16 protein-coding genes are annotated in these 19,209 nt (G+C 68.4%); 10 read left to right on the forward strand and 6 right to left on the reverse strand.

Going from position 1 to position 19,209, the window contains the following annotated elements:
* Positions 1 to 51 precede the first annotated feature (51 nt).
* From YM304_RS14015 to YM304_RS14025, 3 genes are all read left to right on the forward strand, one after another.
* A complete protein-coding gene (locus tag YM304_RS14015) occupies positions 52 to 849 on the forward strand; it encodes an ABC transporter ATP-binding protein (RefSeq protein ID WP_015442354.1) in 798 nt (265 codons plus the stop codon).
* Between the two features lie 101 nt (positions 850 to 950).
* Positions 951 to 3,440, forward strand: a complete 2,490-nt coding sequence (locus YM304_RS14020) for an ABC transporter permease (RefSeq protein ID WP_015442355.1) — start codon at positions 951 to 953, stop codon at positions 3,438 to 3,440.
* Between the two features lie 99 nt (positions 3,441 to 3,539).
* The gene (locus YM304_RS14025; RefSeq protein ID WP_015442356.1) at positions 3,540 to 4,931 is read left to right on the forward strand and encodes a S41 family peptidase; all 1,392 of its coding nucleotides are present in this window, start codon (positions 3,540 to 3,542) and stop codon (positions 4,929 to 4,931) included.
* A 133-nt stretch (positions 4,932 to 5,064) separates the two neighbouring features.
* On the opposite strand, the gene YM304_RS14030 is transcribed toward YM304_RS14025, so the two are convergent.
* The 4 genes from YM304_RS14030 to YM304_RS14045 form a co-directional block, all read right to left on the reverse strand.
* The gene (locus YM304_RS14030; RefSeq protein WP_015442357.1) at positions 5,065 to 6,069 is read right to left on the reverse strand and encodes a sugar ABC transporter substrate-binding protein; all 1,005 of its coding nucleotides are present in this window, start codon (positions 6,067 to 6,069) and stop codon (positions 5,065 to 5,067) included.
* A gap of 67 nt (positions 6,070 to 6,136) precedes the next feature.
* Positions 6,137 to 7,600, reverse strand: a complete 1,464-nt coding sequence (locus tag YM304_RS14035; RefSeq protein WP_015442358.1) for an FGGY family carbohydrate kinase — start codon at positions 7,598 to 7,600, stop codon at positions 6,137 to 6,139.
* Positions 7,601 to 7,608: 8 nt separating this feature from the next.
* Entirely contained in the window at positions 7,609 to 8,679 is a 1,071-nt protein-coding gene (locus tag YM304_RS14040) for an ABC transporter permease (protein WP_015442359.1), read from the reverse strand.
* Entirely contained in the window at positions 8,676 to 10,187 is a 1,512-nt protein-coding gene (locus tag YM304_RS14045) for a sugar ABC transporter ATP-binding protein (protein ID WP_015442360.1), read from the reverse strand. The genes YM304_RS14040 and YM304_RS14045 overlap by 4 nt, the downstream gene beginning before the upstream one ends.
* A gap of 124 nt (positions 10,188 to 10,311) precedes the next feature.
* Between YM304_RS14045 and YM304_RS14050 the strand changes: the two genes are divergently transcribed.
* From YM304_RS14050 to YM304_RS14070, 5 genes are all read left to right on the forward strand, one after another.
* A complete protein-coding gene (locus YM304_RS14050; RefSeq protein ID WP_015442361.1) occupies positions 10,312 to 11,850 on the forward strand; it encodes a xylulokinase in 1,539 nt (512 codons plus the stop codon).
* 40 nt (positions 11,851 to 11,890) lie between these two features.
* On the forward strand, positions 11,891 to 12,484 hold the full coding sequence (locus YM304_RS14055) for a 1,2-dihydroxy-3-keto-5-methylthiopentene dioxygenase (protein WP_015442362.1): 594 nt from the start codon (positions 11,891 to 11,893) through the stop codon (positions 12,482 to 12,484).
* A gap of 39 nt (positions 12,485 to 12,523) precedes the next feature.
* Positions 12,524 to 13,258, forward strand: a complete 735-nt coding sequence (mtnC, locus tag YM304_RS14060) for an acireductone synthase (protein ID WP_015442363.1) — start codon at positions 12,524 to 12,526, stop codon at positions 13,256 to 13,258.
* On the forward strand, positions 13,255 to 15,021 hold the full coding sequence (locus YM304_RS14065) for a glycerol-3-phosphate dehydrogenase/oxidase (RefSeq protein WP_015442364.1): 1,767 nt from the start codon (positions 13,255 to 13,257) through the stop codon (positions 15,019 to 15,021). The genes mtnC and YM304_RS14065 overlap by 4 nt, the downstream gene beginning before the upstream one ends.
* 132 nt (positions 15,022 to 15,153) lie before the next feature.
* Positions 15,154 to 15,756: a hypothetical protein gene (locus tag YM304_RS14070; protein ID WP_015442365.1), complete on the forward strand. Its 603-nt coding sequence runs from the start codon at positions 15,154 to 15,156 to the stop codon at positions 15,754 to 15,756.
* Between the two features lie 83 nt (positions 15,757 to 15,839).
* Here the strand turns inward: YM304_RS14070 and sigJ are convergent, their stop codons facing one another.
* Complete coding sequence (sigJ, locus tag YM304_RS14075; protein WP_015442366.1) at positions 15,840 to 16,760, reverse strand: RNA polymerase sigma factor SigJ; 921 nt, start codon at positions 16,758 to 16,760, stop codon at positions 15,840 to 15,842.
* A gap of 151 nt (positions 16,761 to 16,911) precedes the next feature.
* Between sigJ and YM304_RS14080 the strand changes: the two genes are divergently transcribed.
* Both YM304_RS14080 and YM304_RS14085 read left to right on the forward strand, forming a co-directional pair.
* A complete protein-coding gene (locus YM304_RS14080) occupies positions 16,912 to 17,847 on the forward strand; it encodes an NAD-dependent epimerase/dehydratase family protein (RefSeq protein ID WP_015442367.1) in 936 nt (311 codons plus the stop codon).
* Between the two features lie 16 nt (positions 17,848 to 17,863).
* Positions 17,864 to 18,283 carry a RidA family protein gene (locus tag YM304_RS14085; protein ID WP_015442368.1) on the forward strand — a complete coding sequence of 140 codons (420 nt, stop codon included), beginning with the start codon at positions 17,864 to 17,866 and terminating at the stop codon, positions 18,281 to 18,283.
* Here the strand turns inward: YM304_RS14085 and YM304_RS14090 are convergent.
* A complete protein-coding gene (locus tag YM304_RS14090; RefSeq protein WP_015442369.1) occupies positions 18,265 to 19,113 on the reverse strand; it encodes an SDR family NAD(P)-dependent oxidoreductase in 849 nt (282 codons plus the stop codon). The genes YM304_RS14085 and YM304_RS14090 overlap by 19 nt on opposite strands.
* Positions 19,114 to 19,209: the final 96 nt, after the last annotated feature.

The raw sequence follows: 19,209 nt of genomic DNA on the forward strand, positions 1-19,209 counted from the left end.
TCCGTCAAGTCGTACGAGCGATTCGGCTCGTACCCGAACGAAGGAAACCCCATGTCTCGAACCGACACGCTCCAGCACCCCGCCGCTCCCGCTACTCCCCCGCCGGCTGCACCGCAGCAGCTCCGATCGATCGCCGCGTCGGCCACCGATGCGGTCAAGGCCTACGGACGAGGCGACGCCGCCGTCCACGCTCTCGACGGCGTCACCGTCGCCTTCGAACGAGGTCGCTTCACGGCCATCATGGGCCCGTCGGGATCCGGCAAGTCGACGCTGATGCAGACCGTCGCCGGGCTCGACACGCTCACGTCGGGATCGGTGTCGATCGGCGACGTCGAACTGTCGACGCTGTCCGACAAGGAACTCACCCGGCTGCGACGCGATCGCATCGGCTTCATCTTCCAGGCGTTCAACCTCGTCCCCACGCTCACGGCGGAGGAGAACATCCTCCTTCCGCTCGACCTCGCCGGCCGCAAGCCCGACCGGGAATGGTTCGAGTCGATCGTCGACACGGTGGGCCTCGGCTCACGGCTCGGTCATCGCCCCGCCGAACTCTCAGGCGGTCAGCAGCAGCGCGTGGCGGTCGCCCGTGCGCTGGTCAGCCGGCCCGAGATCGTGTTCGGCGACGAGCCGACGGGCAACCTCGACAGCCGCTCCGGCAGCGAGATCCTCGCCTTCCTGCGCAACGCCGTCCACCAGCTCGGCCAGACCGTGGTGATGGTCACCCACGACCCGGTCGCCGCGGCGTACGCCGACCGAGTCGTGTTCCTCGCCGACGGGCACATCGTCGACGAGATGTCCGACCCCACGTCCGACCGGGTCCTCGACCGCATGAAGCGATTCGGTCGCTGACCGCTCACGGCAACGTCACATCAGCAGCCACTCGCTCGACGCCCCCGCTCGACGACACACCCACACCCAACGACATCCCTCGACATCGAAAGCAGCCCATCATGTTCCGACTCTCACTCCGCAGCCTCATCGCCAAGAAACTGCGTCTCGTCACCACGGCGATCGCCATCGTCCTCGGCGTCGCCTTCACCACGGGGACCATGATCCTCGCCGACACCATGACCGCGTCGATTTCGACGGCACTCGACGAAGTGTCCTCCGGCGTCGGCGTCGTCGTCCGCGGCGAACCCGTCGGCGAAGACGAGGTGTTCACGCTCCGAGCGCCCGTTCCGCTCGACGACCTCGACCAGATCCGCAGCACTCCTGGCATCGCCGCCGCGGCGCCGTACTGGGAGGGCTACACGCAGATCCTCGACACCGACGGGAAGGCGCTCGACCTGCTCCAGAGCGTCGGGCTCAACTGGATCGACGACACCGAACTCTCGATGTTCGAACTCGACTCGGGTCGACCACCAGACCGACCAGGTGAGGTGGTCCTCGGACTCGACGGCGCCGACGAAGCCGGCGTGACCACCGGCGACCGGGTCGAGTTGATCACGTCGGCCGGGCGCGAGACCTTCGTCGTCACCGGCCTCGCTCGCCTCGACGGCGTACCCGGCGTCGCCAACTCGGCGTTCACCTTCTTCACCGACGCCGACGCCGAACAGCGGCTCGGTGACCCTGGCACCGCGGAATGGTTCCTCGCCCGTGGAGACGGCTCGGTGTCGGACACCGAACTCGCATCGACCCTCGCTGCCTCGCTGCCGGGTCTCGACGTCGTGACCGGCGCGCAGCGAGCCGCCGAACAGAAGGACGATCTCGGCGACGCGATCGGGATCTTCGAGACGATCCTCCTGGTCTTCGGAGGGATCGCGCTCTTCGTCGGTTCGTTCACCATCGCCAACACGTTCACGATCACCGTCGCCCAGCGCACGAAGGAGCTCGCGCTCGTTCGAGCCATCGGGGCCAGCCGCGGCCAGGTGCTCGGTTCGGTCGTCATCGAAGCGGCGATGATCGGCACCATCGCGGCGATCGCCGGGCTCGCCTCCGGACTGGGTGTGGCCAAGGCGTTGACGTGGTTGCTCGCACAGGTCGGCCTCGAGTTCCCGGGCGGGTCACTCGTCGTCCAGTCGTCGACGATCGTCGCCGCCTTCGTGGCCGGCATCGTCGTCACCGTCGGCGCCGCGATCGTGCCCGCCCGACGTGCCGCTCGGGTCGCCCCGGTGGCCGCGATGCGCGACGCCAGCATCGAACCCGACTCCACGTCCCGCAAACGCGTCGTCGGTGGATCGCTCCTCGCCGCCGTCGGCACCGCGGCCCTCGTACAGGGAATCTCGCAGGCCTCGCCCGGCAAGGTCGGCCTCGGCAGCATCGCGCTGTTCCACGCCACGCTGGTCCTCGGACCCGTCATCGTGCGCCCGCTGGCACGTGTGCTCTCGATGCCGCTCCGCCACATGGGCGCCAGTGGTCGCCTGGCCGCGGCCAACGCGCTCCGCAACCCCAAGCGCACGGCAGCGACCGCCTCGGCGCTGACCGTCGGCGTGATGCTCGTCGCGGGTGCATCGATGTTCGCATCGACCGCGAGTGCGTCGATCCGCGGCGATGCCGTCGACGTGATCACCGCCGACCGGGTGATCCGGCCCGCCGGCTCGAACCCCGGCCTCCCCATGGACCTCGGAGCTGCGCTCGCAGAACTGCCCGGCACGTCCAGCCTCCCGATCCAGTCGCTCGCCGTGCGCGTCGACGGCGAGATGGAAGCGATCGGCGGAATCGACCTCGTCGACGCCGACGGCCTGTTGTCGATCGACGTGCTCGACGGACAGATCACCGCCGATTCGGAGGATGTCGTGATCGGCGACGAGCTCGCCGACGACCGCTCGTGGTCGGTCGGCGATCGCATCGAGATCGGGTTCGCCGACGGTGTCACCGAGCAGTTCCGGGTGAGCGCGGTGATCGAACAGACCAACGCACTCCCCGCGCTGGTGACCTCGTACGAGACCGCGGCCGAGCACGGCATCGGCCTCGATCAGGTGGTGCTGTTCGACGGCGACGCCGACGCGATCGCGACTGCCGAATCCATCACCGACGGCGTGCCCACCGCGCTGCTCGGGACGGTCGACGACTACGCGACCGCGCTCGCGGGACCGCTCGACACGGTCCTCTCGCTCGTGCTCGGCCTCCTCGGTCTCGCCGTGGTGATCGCCGTGCTCGGCATCGCCACCACCATCGGGCTCTCGATCCACGAGCGCACTCGCGAGCTCGGCGTGCTGCGTGCCGTCGGCCTGAGCCGGCGTCAGCTCCGACGCTCGATCCGCCTCGAAGCGATCCTCATCGCCCTGTTCGGCACCACGCTCGGACTCGCGATGGGCCTCGGGTTCACCTCGGCCGTGATCTCGACGCTCGCCGACGACGGGTTCCGCAGCGCCACCGTTCCGTCGTCGACGCTCGTCGCGATCGTGATCGGCGCGCTCCTCGCCGGGACGGCAGCCGCCGCGCTGCCAGCTCGCTCGGCGGCTCGCCGCAACGTCCTCGATGCCATCAGCACCAGCTGACCGGTCCGTGTCGGTTCGCCACGGTCGATCCGCCGAGTCACTGCACGTTCCACCCCTCCCATGTCGGGACCACCGTCCCGCGACCCTCTGGAGATTTCCATGACCCAACATCAACGAACACACATTGCCGCCGCAGCGCTCGCCGCATCGGCACTGCTCGCCGCCTGCGGCTCGTCGGACGGCGATGCCGCGTCGGAGACCACCGACGCGGCAAGCGAGCCGGCGGCAGCCGACTCGGGCGACGCCTCGGTCAGCAACCCAGGTGTCGACCGCGGGCGAGTTGCGCCGGTCGTCGACGGCGAGCTCGCCCTCCCCGACGGGGCCTACGAGTTGTCGGGCTACGGCACCGTGCTCGCCGTCGACGGCGACCAGGTGACACCGCTGTACGTCACCGCGAGCACCTGCACCGCGGGCGAACCGTTCGACAACGACTTCCCGGTCGACCATGCCGACGACGACGGCGGTGTGATCACGCTCGACCTCGTCGGCCCGACCACCGACTACTCACTCCGGCCACTCGTCGCGGCACCCGAGTGCGACAGCACACCCGCCGACGCCCTGACGGCGCTCGACGAAGCGTTCTCCACGCACTACCCGTTCTTCGACGAACGCGGGATCGACTGGTCCGAACGGTTCGACGCCATCGCCGCGACGGTCGGCAACGAAGCCGATGGGCTGCAGGAGGCGCTCGTCTCGTTCATGGTCGACCTCGGCGACGGCCACACCACGTTCGACGAACTCGAACTCGACATCGATCGGGCGGCGTTCGACATGCCCGACCTGGCGCCCGACGCCGACCTCGGCGAACTCATCGGCGCCGAGTTCGAGGCGACGTTCGAGCGCATCGTCGACCCGCGCACCGATGCGTCGGGCACCATCGCGTGGGGCACGGTCGACGGCGCGCCCGACGTCGGCTACCTCGTCATGACCGCGTTCGAAGGGCTCTCCGGCACCGACGACGCTGCCGCCGACCGAGCGGCCCTCACCGCCGGACTCGACGAGGCGATCGCCGACCTCGACGCAGCGGTCGATCGTCTCGTCGTCGACCTCCGCTTCAACCCCGGCGGCTACGAAGACCTCGCCGTGGCCGCCGCCGGCTACTTCGTCGATACACCGACCGACGCGTACCGCAAGTGGGCGTATGCGCAACCCGACCCGGTCGCGCAGACGATCGAGGTGACGCCACAGGCGAGTCACTTCGATGGAACGGTCGCGGTGCTCACGTCGCCAGCGACCGCGAGCGCGGCCGAGGCGCTGGTGCTGTCGCTTCGCGAGGTGGCCGACGCGTCGATCGTCGGCAACCGGTCGTTCGGTGAGTTCTCCGATGCCATCGACTGGATGCTCCCCGACGGCACCGAGTTCACGATGTCGATGGAGGTCTACACCGACCTCGACGGCGAGAACTTCGAGGCGGTCGGCGTACCGACCGATGTCGGATCGCCGTTCGATCGGGCGCTCGACGCCGCGGTGGCGGAGCTGACCGATCGGTGAAGCGTGGCGTGCGGCGACTCGCTCGTCGAGTCACCGCGCCGACCCTGGGCATCCGGACCTCGCACTGAGGCCCGGATGCCCGGGTGAGAGTCTCGAGCCGCCGCCTCGGGCGGCTCGAGACGATCGCGTCGGGTCAGGCGTTGTCGGCGGTGAGCACTTCGCCTTCGACGACGATCGTCTGTGACGACGGCTCGGTGCCGGCCTGGAGTTCCTGGATCGTGTCGACGGCCTTGTTGGCGATCGCCTCCCAGTCCTGGCGGACCGTGACGATCCAGTTCTCGCCCTTCGCCACTTCTTCGCGAGCGAAGTCCTGACCGTCGACGCCGGTGACGACGACTTCGGTGCGGCCGGCTTCCTGCGTGGCCTGGAATGCGCCGAGCGCCGAGGCATCCCAACCGGCCCAGATGCCGTCGATCTCACCTTCGCCGTACTTGTTCAACCAGTCGAGCGACGTGGTCTTGGCGAAGCCGGTCGAGTCGGCCGGGTCACCCTGGACGTCTTCGATCACTTCGATGCCGGCGGCTTCGAACAGCTCGCGAGCCGCTGCGCCCCGGAGACGAACCGGCTCGAACGGGTCGAAGTGGATGATGGCGACCTTGCCGCCCTCACCGATCGCGTCGATCATGGCCTGAGCGCTCTCGCGGCCGAGGAACTCGTTGTCGGACGTGATGTTGGCGGTCACGCCCTCGACGGCACCGGCGTCGAGACCGAACACGGGCACGCCGGCTTCGACAGCGGCGTCGAGGCCCGGACCGAACTCCTGGGGGTCGCCCATGCCGAGGACGACGAAGTCGGCGTTCTGCGACACGGCCGTCTCGATCTCACCGTTGACGGCACCGAGGTCGTTGTTGGTGTCGACGAGGCTGACCTCGAAGCCATCGGCTTCTGCGCGAGCGGTGAAGGCGTCGACGACTTCCTTCGTCGCCGGCTGCGCCGAGTAGTAGGGCGAGACGATGGCGATCGTGCCACCTTCGCTCTCGGCGGCGGTCTCCTCGCCGGCGGTGTCGGCGACGCTCGCCGCTTCGGTCGTCTCCGGGTCGTCGGAGTCGCTCCCGCACGCCCCGGCGACCAAGCCGAACACGGCGGTGATCGCAACGGTGGTGACGACGCGTCGTCGTGATGAGCTGAAGGTCTTCATGTGGTTCTCCCCTTGTGGTTGTTCACGGATCTGTCGATTGGTCGCAAATCTCGTCGTTGTTCACGGATCACGGCGAGTGTGTCGCGACCAGTTCGAGAAGCGATCGTGACACAGGGCGCAGCGCGGAATCGACCCGGTTGAACACGTCGGCGAGTGCACGATGGGCCTCGCTCCGCTCCGGTCTGGGTCGGATCACGGCTCCTCCACCGCCGAGCGTGAGGTCGAGACCGGCGACGATCGCCGCGCCGAGCAGTGACGCGTGTTCGTCGTTCGTCCGCTCGATCTCGCGACCGAGCACGTCGGCGATGGTCTGACACCATGCATCCGACAGTGCGCCCCCGCCGCACAACGCGACCGGACCGCCATGATCGTGGCCGGTCGCGACGAGCCGTTCGGAGATCTGTCGCAGCGTCTGCGCCGTGCCTTCGAGCAGCGCACTCGCGATGTCGGCTCGAGCGGTCGACGCGCCGAGGCCGACGATCGCAGCGCGCGCCGTCGGGTCGTCGCGCGTTCCACTGAGATGGGGCACCGCCACGATCCCCGCGGCGGCGCCGTTGCCGGTCGCCGCAAGCGCTTCGAACTCGGCGACGCCGACGCCACCGAGCAGTTCGGTGCGCGCCCAGTCGATCACGCTCCCCAACGCCAACACCGGCCCGACGGCGATCCAGTGATCGGCGTGCAGCCCGGGCAGCACGATCAGCCCGGTCTCGGTCGCCGGGGCCGATGTCGATGCGGCGACCCAACCGGACGTACCGAGCGACGCATAACTCCGCCCGACCTCGGCGCCGATCACTCCCACCGTCGCTGCCACCGCGTCACCCGGTGCCAACACCACCACCGCGTCGGCCGAGAGACCGAGCTCGTCGGCCGCCTCGGGTCGGATCGGGCGCGGCTCGTGCGCGTCGAGTTCGGGAAGGCGCGATCCGAGACGAGCGATGGCCGGGTGCCACCAACGGCGCTCCCGCAGTTCGTACAGCCCGGTCGTGGCAGCGGTTGCGTGATCGGACGCGACGACCCCGGTGAGTCGTCGCACCGCTTCGGCTCCGCCGCCGACGACCACGCGATCGGTGCGTGCCACCAGGTCGGGTTCGTGTGCCTCGAGCCAGGCCCACTTCGACAGCACGCTCGTCGCATCGGGCGGTGCCCCGACAGCCGCAGCCCACTCGTCGCCGAAGTCGGCGACCAGAGCATCGTGTTCGGCGGCGGCTCGTGTGTCGCTGTAGAGCACCACCGGGCGGAGCGGTTCGCCGTCGGCGTCCAAGCAGAGCAGATCCTGCATCTGACCGGTGACGGCGACCGTCGAGACGGCGGCGCGCTCGTCGGCCGAGAGCGACCCGACCGCGGTGAGCGTCGACGTCCACCAGTCCGCTGCGTGCTGCTCGACACGACCAGGGCCGGGATGCGATGTGGCGATCGGTGCAGCAGCGACGTCGCCGATCACACCGCTTCGGTCGACGATCGCCGCCTTCACCGCCGACGACCCGAGGTCGATCGCCAACACTCGCTCGGATGGAACCCGGTCGGTCGACACGAGACGACTCAGCGAGCCCGTCGGAGCCGCGACAGCGCCGGTGGGACGACGGCGACCACGATCGCCACGCCCAGGATGACCTCCTGGACGTAGTTGTTGATCGAGGTGTAGTTGAGGCCGTTCTCGATCAGTCGCAGGAGGATGACGCCGAGGATCGTTCCCGGCAGGTTGGGCCGTCCATCGCGGAACATCGCCATGCCGAGGAACACCGCCGCGATCGACATCAACAGCCAGTTGCCGGGAGCCGAGGTGTTGGCCGTCTCGTTGTACGCCGACTGCATGATGCCTGCGATCGCTGCGCCCAGACCGGCGATGACGAACGCGGCGAGCTTCACGCGCCGCACGTCGATTCCGGAGTACCGGGCCGCTTCGATGTTGCCGCCGACCGCGTACATCCGTCGACCGAGCGTCGTCCGGTCGAGCAGGAACCAGACGATGGCGGCGACCGCAACGGCGTAGAAGATCGTCTTCGGGATGCCGGCCCACTCCCCTTGCACCAGGTCGACGAAGTTGTTCTCGACGAGGCCGTACACCGGCTTGCCGTCGACGCGCCGGAGCGCCAGGTTCTCGAACACCACCGACATGCCCAGCGTCGCGATGAACGCGAGCACCCCCACGTAGCTCACGAGGTAACCGTTGAGGAGACCGCCCAGCACACCGACGCCCAGGCCGAGCAGCACGGCCCAGAGCACCGGGCCCGGACTGGCTTCGTCTCCCGACACGGTGCGGGTGGCGATCAACCCGGCGGTCATCACCGTCGACAACGCCGCGAGGCCGCTGACCGAGAGGTCGAACTCGCCGACCACCATCACCACGGTCTGTCCGCTGGCGACGATGGCGAGGAACGTGATCTGGCCGAGCACGTTGTTCACGAGGTTGGTCTTCGTGAGGAACGTGTCGGGATACAGGGCACCGAACACGATCAACAGGGCGAGCATCACCAACGGGCCGAGGAAGGGGCGGATCGTGTCGAAGCTCAGCGCCCGCCCGGCGCGCTCTTGCGTGGCAGGCGAGTCGCCGCCCGCTGGGGCTGGTTCGGCAGGCGCGCCGCCCGCTGGATCGGTGGTGGTGTCACTCATAGGACTCTCCCGTAGCAGGCCTGCAACAGTTCGTGTTCGGTTGATGATTCGGCGTCGACGGTGCTGATCTGGCGACCCTCCGACATGACGGTGATGCGGTCGCACCAGCCGAGCAGTTCGGGGAGTTCGGACGAGACGACGACGACCGCCGTGTCGTTCGCCGCTTGCTTGCGGATCAGGTGATAGATCTCCGACTTCGTTCCGACGTCGACCCCGCGAGTCGGCTCGTCGAGCAGCAACACACGAGGCGACAAGGCGAGGTACTTCGCCAAGACGACCTTCTGTTGATTGCCACCCGACAGGGTGAGGATCGGCTGCTGCATCGTGCGCCGTCGCACGGCGAGCATGTCGGACAACCCTTCGGCGTGCCGCGTCGCCGCGGCGCCATCGACGACCACCTTTGCTCGCGTGTGCCGGTCGATGGTCGTGACGTTGGCATTGCGCTCGATCGAGTCGGGCAAGATGCCCTCGGCCCGACGTTCCTGCGGCAGCAGGGCGACGCCGGCCTGCTGCCCCTGCTTGACGTTGCTCGGATCGATGGCGGCGCCGTCGACCTCGACCGTGCCCGCCCGGCGACGCTGCGCTCCGGCGAGCAGCCTGACGATCTCGCTGCGACCCGAGCCGGCGAGCCCGGCGATGCCGAAGATCTCGCCCGGTTGCACCTCGAACGACACGTCGTGGGTACGCGGGCCGGCGAGACCGCTCACGCGCAGCGCCGGTGTCGTGGTCGGAGGTCGTTCGTCGGAACGCTCGGGAAACACGGCGTCGATCGAACGACCGACCATCGCCGCGATCAGCTTGTCGGCCGAGACGTCGGCGATGTCGCCGCGATCGACTTCGACACCGTTGCGCAACACGCTGTACGTGTCGCACATCGAGAGCACCTCGTCGAGGCGGTGCGAGACGTACAGCACAGCGACGCCGTGATCGGTCAGGCGCCGGATGGTGGCGAAGAGTTGCTCGGTCTCCTGGTCGGTGAGCGAGGCCGTCGGTTCGTCGAGCACCAGGATGCGAGCGTCGAGCGACAGTGCTCTCGCGATCGCCGTCATGGTCTGCTCGACCGGCGAGAGGCGTCCGGCATCACGCGTGACGTCGATGCGCTGGCCGAGCTGCTCGATGATGGCTGCGGCCCTCCGGTTGAGCTCTCCCCAGCGCACGACACCGGCCGTGGACGGAACCGGGCGCCCGAGGAAGATGTTCTCCGCCACGCTGAGGCCCGGCACCATCGCGAGTTCCTGGTGCAACGTTGCGATGCCGGCGTCGGTGGCGTCGTGCGGCGTCGAGATGTCGACCGTTCGGCCGTCGACGGAGATCTCGCCACGGTCGGGCGCGACCACGCCCGACACGATCTTGATCAGCGTCGACTTGCCCGCGCCGTTCTCTCCCAACAGGGCGTGCACGCGACCCGCGTGCAACTCGAGCCCGACGTCGTCGAGCACGGCGACACCGCCGTACGTCTTCGTCAGGCCCCGCAGCTTCAGGCGCAGCGGCTCGTCCTCGGTCTCCATTCTCGACAGTGTGGCGCACACCCCTCGCTGCGACCATGTTCGAATCGGCACTCCGTTCCGATCGCGCCGCCGACGTTCCGGCCGACCTGTGACCGCCACGGCGGCGCTCGCTAAGTTCGACCGAATGTTCGTGGGGATCGACGTGGGAACGCAAGGCTCGAAAGCGGGGGTCTACGCGGCCGACGGCACGCGCCTGGGCGAGGGGTACGCCGAGCACGCCTTCGATCATCTCCGTCCCGGCTGGGTGGAGATGGATCCCGACCAGGTGCTCGGTGCCGCGCTCGATGCCGTCGCACAGGCGACCGCTCAGGCCAGCGCTGCGGGGGCGTCGCTGCCCGGCGTCGCGTCGATTGCGCTCTCGGGGATCCTCTGCGGCCCCGTGTTCGTCGACGACGACTGGAACCCGGTCCGGCCCATCATCCCGTTCCTCGACGTTCGAGCCCAGGACGAGCTCGACTGGCTGCGCAACGACGTCGAACCACTCTGGATCACGGAGTCGGCCAACGCGAGCCTCGACACCTACGCCATGGCCACCACCTACGAGTGGATCCGGCGCAACGAACCCGACGTGCACGCGCGCATCGCCAAGATCATGTCGCTCGCTCCGTACATCGCCGGACGCCTCGGCCGCTTGCGTGCCGTCGACGCGTTCATGGACGCGTCGCACCTGTCGGGTTGGATCATCGGGTGGGACGCTGCCACCGGCACGGTCAGCGAGGCGCAGATGGACGCGCTGCGCATCCCGATGTCGCACTGCCCCCGAGTCGTCGAACCGTGGGACATCGTGGCGACGCTCGACGCCGACGTCGCACGCCGCACCGGCCTTCCGGCGGGCACACCGATCGTCGCTGGAGCGGGCGACGTGATGCAGTCGAACCTGTCGGCCGGCCTCACCGACTCCGGCATGGCAACCGACGTCGCCGGCACCGCATCGATCCTGACCGTCGGCGTCGACGGCCCCCTTCCTGCCATCACCGCCGTCCCCGGCATGCTCTACTCGCTCGGCACGCTGCCCGGGCAAGCGTTGTACTGGGGCTACGTCAAGGCCGGTGGGCTGTCGCTGCGCTGGATGCGCGACCAGGTGCTGCGCCGCCCCGGTGACGACGACACATACCGCGAACTCGACGAACTGGCCGCATCGGTCGCGGCAGGTTCCGACGGCGTGCTGTTCGCCCCGTACCTGTCGGGCGGCGGCCCCGACAACCCGGCCGCGGCCGGCACGTGGCTCGGCATGACCGAAGCGACCGACGTCGCCACGCTCTGGCGCTCGATGCTCGAGTCGATCGCGTTCGAGTACGCCGACTTCCTCGGGGCCTTCGCGGCCAACGGCGTGTCGGTGTCGGAAGTGCTCGCCGTTGGCGGCGGCGCGTCGGCGCCGATCTGGAACCAGATCAAGGCCGACGTCAACGGCATGCCGTGGCGTCTTCCGGCACGGCAAGACGGCGCCATTCTCGCCAACGCGGCGCTCGCCGCCTACGGCGTCGGAGCCGTCGACGACCTCGCCTCGACCGTCCGCAACTGGGTCAGCGGGGGGCGATCATTCGATCCGGACCCCACGATGGTCTCGGCCTACGCTGGCATCCGTACAGCACGCAACGAGATCTTCGACGGCCCCCTGCGTTCGGTCTTCGAACGGCTCGCACCATTGCGCCAACAGAACTGACTCGCCGAGCGCGGCGAGCAACGAAGGAGACAGTCCCACCATGTCCAAGCTGATCGTGATGCCGGTCGACGACCCGTCGGCCACCCTGCTCTCGACGTCCGATCCCGCGGCCATCGCCGCCGATCTCGGCGCCGTCGGCGTGACGTTCGAACAGTGGACGGCCGACGCGACGCTCGCTCATGACGCCGGCCAAGACGCGGTGATGAGTGCCTATGCCGACGACGTCGCCCGCATCCGCGACATGGGCTTCGGCACGGTCGACGTGGTGCGTCTCCACGGTGATCCGAACGACGCCGAGTTCATGTCGAACGCCGCCGCAGCACGCGCCAAGTTCCTCTCCGAGCACGCGCACGCCGACGACGAGGTCCGCTTCTTCGTCGAGGGCAGCGGCGCGTTCTACCTCCGACTCACCCGACCCGACGGCATCGAGGCCGTGCACGTCGCGCTCTGCGAGCAAGGCGACTTCATCTCGGTCCCGAAAGACACGCTGCACTGGTTCGACATGGGAACCGCCCCGAGCTTCGCGGCGATTCGCTTCTTCCAGATCGAAGACGGCTGGGTCGGCGAGTTCACCGGCGACGCGATCGCCGAACGCTTTCCGACGTTCGACGAACTCGTCGCCGCTGCCGGCTGAGCCGGCTCCCCCCAACCTCTTCATGAAAGACATCGCCCCGTGCTGACACACGTCGTCTACGACATCGAAGGGACGACCTCGTCGACCGGGTTCGTCCACGACACGCTGTACCCGTACTCCCGCGAGCGGTTCGCGGCCTACATCGACGAACACGGCCACGACCCACAGGTCATCGCTCAACTCGACGCCGTCCGCGAGCTGGCCGGCGAGCCCGATGCCGACGTCGAACGAATCGTGTGGTGGCTGAACCACTGGCTCGACGACGACCAGAAGGTCACTCCGCTCAAGGCGTTCCAGGGTTGGATCTGGACGGATGGCTTCGCCGCAGGTGACCTCACGTCGCACTTCTTCGCCGACTCGATCCCGGCGATCCGGCGGCACCACGCCGAGGGACGCACGCTGTCGATCTTCTCCTCGGGCTCGGTCTCAGCGCAACTCGCCTGGTTCGGCAACACGCCCGACGGCTCGCTGCTCGACCTCTTCAGCCATCACTTCGACACCGAGAACATCGGTCCGAAGCGCGTCACCGAGAGCTACGACCTGATCGCGTCGAGGCTCGGAGCTCCCGCCGACGAGATCGTGTTCTTCAGCGATCTCGTCGCGGAACTCGACGCCGCCCGCGACGCCGGCTGGCACACCGTCGGCGTACGGCGCCAGGGCGACCAGTACTTCGACCAGGGCGTCGGCGATCACCTGGCGATCTTCTCCTTCGACGAGATCGACCTGTCGGGCGACGCTCCAACGCTCGTCGATCGGGCCGCGAACACACGGTGACCACGGCGGCCTTCCACCGGCCTGCGCTCGCGGACGCGTTCGACGGCGTCTACGACATGGTCGTGATCGGCGCCGGCATCACCGGCGTCCACGTGGCGCGCGAAGCCGCTGGTCGCGGGTTGCGCGTCGCGCTCGTCGACAAGGGCGACGTGGGCGGCGGCACGAGTTCGGCGACCACGAAGTACCTGCACGGCGGCATTCGGTACCTCGAACAGCGGCAATTCGGAGTCGTTCGCGACAGCCTGCGCGAACGCCGGATCCTGACCCTCGGAGCGACGCACCTCGTCGAGCAGCGGCGATTCCTCATGCCCGGCTGGTCGTGGTCGAAGCCGTCGACGGCGATCATCGGCCTCGGTGTGGCGCTGTACACCGCCATGGGGTTCGACCGAAATCGCGGGCTCCCACGCTCGCTTCGGAGTTCGTTTCCTCGTTGGGTGCGCAAACGCCGACTACTCGACGAGGTCCCCTGGCTCGACCCGGTCGGCCTGCGCGGCGCGTGGGCGTACGACGACACGCTCAACGTCCATCCCGAGCGACTCTTGCTCTCCTACGTCCGCGATGCCGTCGACCTCGGGGCAACGGTGCGTACCCACTGTGCGGTGCGTGGCTTCGACGTCGACGACGGCCGGGTGGTCGGCGTCCGAGTCGCCGACGCTGTTGGTCGTGACGGTGTTGGTGGCGATGTTGGTGGCGGTGCGGCATCGGCCGATGCAACCGTCACGATCAGCGCCCACACGGTCGTCAACGCGGCGGGTCCGTGGATGGACGTCGTGCTGCGTCCGCTCGAAAACGATGATGTGCAACGCTCGACGCGCCCGCTCGGTGTCGGGGTCCAACGGTCGAAGGGCGTGCACACGCTGACCCGTCCGCTCGGCGGCGAGGCGACGGTCTACTGCCGCTCGAAGACGGGCAACCACGTGATCGTGTCGCCGTGGCAGGGCCACTCGTTCATCGGACCGACCGACACTCCGATCGACGCCGACCCCGACGCCGTCCACGTCGATCGAGACGACGTCGACTCGATCCTGGCATCGGTCAATTCGACGCTCGCCGACAGCGAACCAGTGCTGACGATCGACGACGTCGAGGCGACGACCGTGGGTATCCGACCACTCGTCGACGGTGGCGCCGACTCCTACACGGCGAGCCGTCGACACCAGTTGTACGACCACGAGCCTGCGGGATTTCGAGGTATCTGGAGCATCGGCGGCGGCAAGTGGACCACCGGCCGGGCGACCGCGTCGGCGACGCTCGACGAACTCGTCGCGTCACCGTTGTTGGCACACGTACGCGATGCTCCGCAGTCCCCCGAGTTCGATTCGACGACCAGACCCACCTTCGCCTCGCCCGGATGGGGCGCCGACCCGTCCGCGTTCTTCGACGCCGCGTTGACCACGTCGCCCGACGTCTCGCTCGCTCCCGAGGTCCGTCTCCACCTCGCCCGACTGTACGGAACGGAACTCGACACGCTGCTCGACCTCGTCCGCGCCGACCCGTCACTCGCGGCGCCGATCTCCGAGCGAACGAACGACATCGCAGCACAGGTCGTTCACGCCGTGACCGTCGAGGGGGCGCTCACGCTCGCCGACATCGTCGACCGACGACTCGTCATCGGCACGGTCGGACCGGTGACGCCCGACGAACTCACCGCCGTCGCACGTCTCGCGGCCCCGTGGATGGGGTGGAACGACGCGCTCGTCGAGGCCGAGGTCGCCGCCGAGGTGCAACGCCGGTCCGGCCTCGAACAGCGTTGGCGCGGCTGACGTTCTGGCGACGTTCTGGCGCCGTTCTGGCGTCGCTCCGACGCGCCGTTCACGCACTCGACGGTTCGCCGGTCCGCCCGCCGGGTACTGTCAGCCAGTAGCCTCAAAGCCTCGAATCGAGGGCGATCCAACATGGCGAAGAAAAAGGCAGTAGAACCCGACGTTCGCCGCGCTCGCTATGAGTACCGAGTGTGGGGACGGCAACGATCAGCACGCAAGAAGCTCGCTCGCATGGCCGACGAGTCGTCGAAGGAGCGCGTCAAAGACTGCTACCTCCTCGTCGACGACGCATCGTGGAACGCCAAGGTCCGCGACAACACGCTCAAGATCAAGCAGCTCGTCGAGGACGACGCCGGCTTCCAACGTTGGTCACGCGAGCGGCACGTCGACGCGAAGTCGACCCCGTCGCCGTTCGACGAGATCTTCGAACACCTCCGCCTCGACCGTCCACAGCGCGGCAAGTCGTTCGACCTCCGCAAGGCCGTCAAGGCGCTCGACGACGTGCCCGGGGTACGAGCCGTGTTCGTCACCAAGTACCGGCACCGCTATCGCATCGGCTCGCTGCGAGCAGAGGCGACCGACATCCAACTCCGCAACTCCGGCGACGTGCTGCACACCCTCTCGATCGAAGGCGACGACCTCGACGAACTGATCGCGCTCCGCAAGCGCCTCGGTCTGCTCGACGAACCGAACCTGGCCGTCCACGAAGCCATCAGCGCCGAATCGCTCCGCTGAACCCGGTGCTCGCGCGGCCGATGCGCTGATCGGTTCCGCCGATCCACTTGGTCACCCGGTCATCCGATTACCCGCTCGCCCGCTCAGCGCTCCGAGATCCACTCGAGGTGCGGCAGCTTCGCCGGGTTGAGCACCGAGCTCACCGTGCGCACCTTGTCGCCGACGATGTCCAACGCGACGACGGCGTGCGGCGTCGCCGACCCGTCAGAGATGGCCACACCCGGCTCGCCGTTGACCTCGACCTCGACGATTCGGAGGCCGTCGCGTGCGAGCCGCGCCGCGAGCCCGACGAGCATCGCGGCGATCGCTCGCGGCGACGAGATGGGCTCGGCCCGCGTCGGCACGACTCCCCCACCGTCGCCGTACATCATCGCGTCGTCGCTGAGCATGCTCACGAGTGCGTCGACGTCGCCCGACTCGACGACGGCGAAGAATCGACCGGCCAGCTCCCATTTCGCTTCGGTGGTCGTCTCGAAGCGCGGACGGCGAGCGTGGATCGCCCGGCGGGCCCGACTCGCGATCTGCCGCGCGTTGACCTCCGATCGTCCGATCACTTCAGCGGCGTCGTGATAGCTGTACCCGAGGACGTCGTGCAGCAGGAACACCGCTCGTTCGGGCGGCGACAGCGATTCGAGCAGCACGAGAAACGCCATCGACAACGAGTCGGCGAGTTCGGCGCGCTCCTCCGGCCCGTCGCCGCGGTCGGCCACGAGCGGCTCGGGAAGCCACTGGCCCACGTACCGCTCGCGCCGCACCCGCGCCGACCGCAGGTAGTCGAGTGCGAGCCTCGTGACGATGGTCGTCGAGAACGCCTTGCGAGATCGGATGTCGTCGCCCGCCGCCTCCGAGGTGTGCAGTCGCAGCAGCGCTTCCTGCGCAAGATCTTCGGAGTCACCCGCGGATCCGGTCATTCGGTAGGCGATCGAGAAGAGCAACGGCCGAAGCGACTCTTCGGTTTCTTCCTCGACAGCGTGGTCGGGTCGGGCACTCGGAGTTCTGCTCATGGCTCCTCAGACGATTGAGCTTGCTCGGACGTGACAGCACGTTGTCACACCTCGGCGCCCCGATTCGTCTCAGTTGGTGACAGCGGGCGCAGCGCCCCGACCGAACGGCCACGCAGCCCGCGGTCGTACCCAGTGAGAAAGCAGGAATGCAATGAGAGTCTTCGTCGCCGGAGGAACCGGCGTGATCGGTTCACCCCTCGTCGAGCGTCTGGTGGCCGGTGGTCACGACGTGGCCGCATCGAGTCGCAGCCGGGGCGGCGCTCGCACGATCACCGAGCAGGGAGCGAACGGCGTCGTCCTCGACGCGCTCGACGCCGATGCGGTGCGCCGAGCGGTCGTCGAGTTCGGTCCCGACGTCGTGATGCATCAGTCGACCGCGATCGACTCGATCGATCCGAAGCGCCTCGACGAATGCTTCGCTGCCACCAACGCGCTTCGGACGACCGGCACCGACAACCTCGTCGCCGCGGCGCGCGCTGCCGGCGCACGTCGCGTCATCGCCCAGAGCTTCACCGGCTGGACCAACCAGCGAGGAGCCGCTCGGGCCCGGACCGAAGACGAACCCTTCGATCGCGATCCCGACCCTGCCGCGTCCGAGAGCCTCGCTGCGATCGAGCATCTCGAACGCGTCGTGACCGGCACACCGAGCCTCGACGGCGTCGTCGTGAGGTACGGCAACCTGTACGGGCCACGGACGTCGTTCGATTCGGGCGGCGACAACCACCGCGCTGTCATCGAGCGACAGTTCCGCATCGTGGCGGGCGGCCGAGGGGTCTGGTCGTTCGTGCACGTCGACGACGCCGTCGAGGCGACCGTGCTGGCCATGACCGGACCGCCGGGCGTCTACAACGTCGTCGATGACGAACCGGCCGCCGTACGCGAGTGGCTGCCCGACTACGCCGCCACCATCGGTGCCAAGCCGCCGCGAAAGGCACCCGGCTGGATCGCGAAACGGATGATCGGCAGCCACGGGCTGCGGCTCATGACCGACATCAGCGGATCGTCGAACGAGCGGGCCAAGGCGCAGCTCGGCTGGAGTCTCGAGCATCCCACCTGGCGCGGCCACCTCGGCCCTCGCTCGGTCTGAGACGACGGGAGTCACCGTGCAGCGAACACGCCGACAGATCAGCCAGGGCAGCACCTTCGAGCGCGACATCGGCTACTCGCGAGCGATCGTCGCCGACCGCTGGGTCTTCATCAGCGGCACAACCGGTTTCGACTACAGGACGATGACGATCGCTCCCGGCATCGTCGAACAGGTCACGCAGACACTCGCCAATCTCGATGCAGCCCTCATCGACGCCGGCGGAACGGCGGCCGACGTGGTCCGCGTCAACTACCACCTGCCGGATCCTGACGACTTCGAACCGTGCTGGCCATCGCTCCGGGAGTACTTCCACGAGTCGCGTCCCGCCGCCACCATGCTCGTCACCGGGCTGGCGGACCCGCGCATGAGGATCGAGATCGAAGCGACCGCTCTGCTCCCCGACAGCGGCCCGAGCGATCAGCCGAAACCGTCGTAGGCCGGCGGGTTCGTCTGGGAGACGATGCGCTCGGCCCGTTCCAACACGCTCGGCTTGGTCTCGGGGTGTGTGAGGATCCAGAACTGCTCGTCGACCACCGCGTCGTGCACCGCCTCGGCAACCACGTCGGTCGGCAGGCCGTTCGCCACCAGTTGTTTGATCGGGCTGGCGAGCGGCTCGGGTTCGCGGATGGCGTGGTCGCCGGGCCGCACGTCGGCAGGCAGGTTGCGACGGCTGTCGGCGATGCCGGTCTGCACGAAGGCCGGGCACAGCACCGACACGCCGACCGACGTCTTCATCATGAACATCTCCTGCAGCATCGTCTCCGACAGGGCGACGACGCCGTACTTCGAGATGTTGTACGGACCCATCAGCGGCGCCGACGCCAGCCCCGCCATCGACGCCGTGTTCACGATGTGTGCCGACTCGCCGTGGGCGATCATGTCGGGGAGGAACACCTTGCACCCGTAGATCACCCCCCAGAGGTTGACGTCGATCGTCCACTTCCAGAGGTCGAGGTCGTCTTCGGCCGCCACGAGGCCGCCGCTGCCGACACCTGCGTTGTTGCAGAGAAGGTGCACCTTGCCGAAGGTCGCCTTGGCGTGCTCGTTCAGTGCCCGGATCTGGTCGAGGTCACGAACGTCGACCACGAACGACGTCACCTCGTGACCCCGACTGGCGAAGTCGGCGGTGACCGTGTCGAGCGGGCCTGCGTCGACGTCGGCGAGCACGAGCTTCATTCCCGCCGAGCCGAAGCGTTCGGCGAGCGCGAGTCCGATTCCGCTCGCTGCTCCGGTGATGACCGCGGTCTTGCCGTCGAGTTCCTGCATCAGAGCAGTCTCGCGGCCACCGCCAGGCCCCGACGAAACCGATGAAGTTGATTACGTCGCTCCCGGAGCCGCGTCACCAAGTCGCCGACCAAGTTG

The organism is Ilumatobacter coccineus YM16-304 (assembly GCF_000348785.1).
Taxonomy (GTDB): domain Bacteria; phylum Actinomycetota; class Acidimicrobiia; order Acidimicrobiales; family Ilumatobacteraceae; genus Ilumatobacter_A; species Ilumatobacter_A coccineus.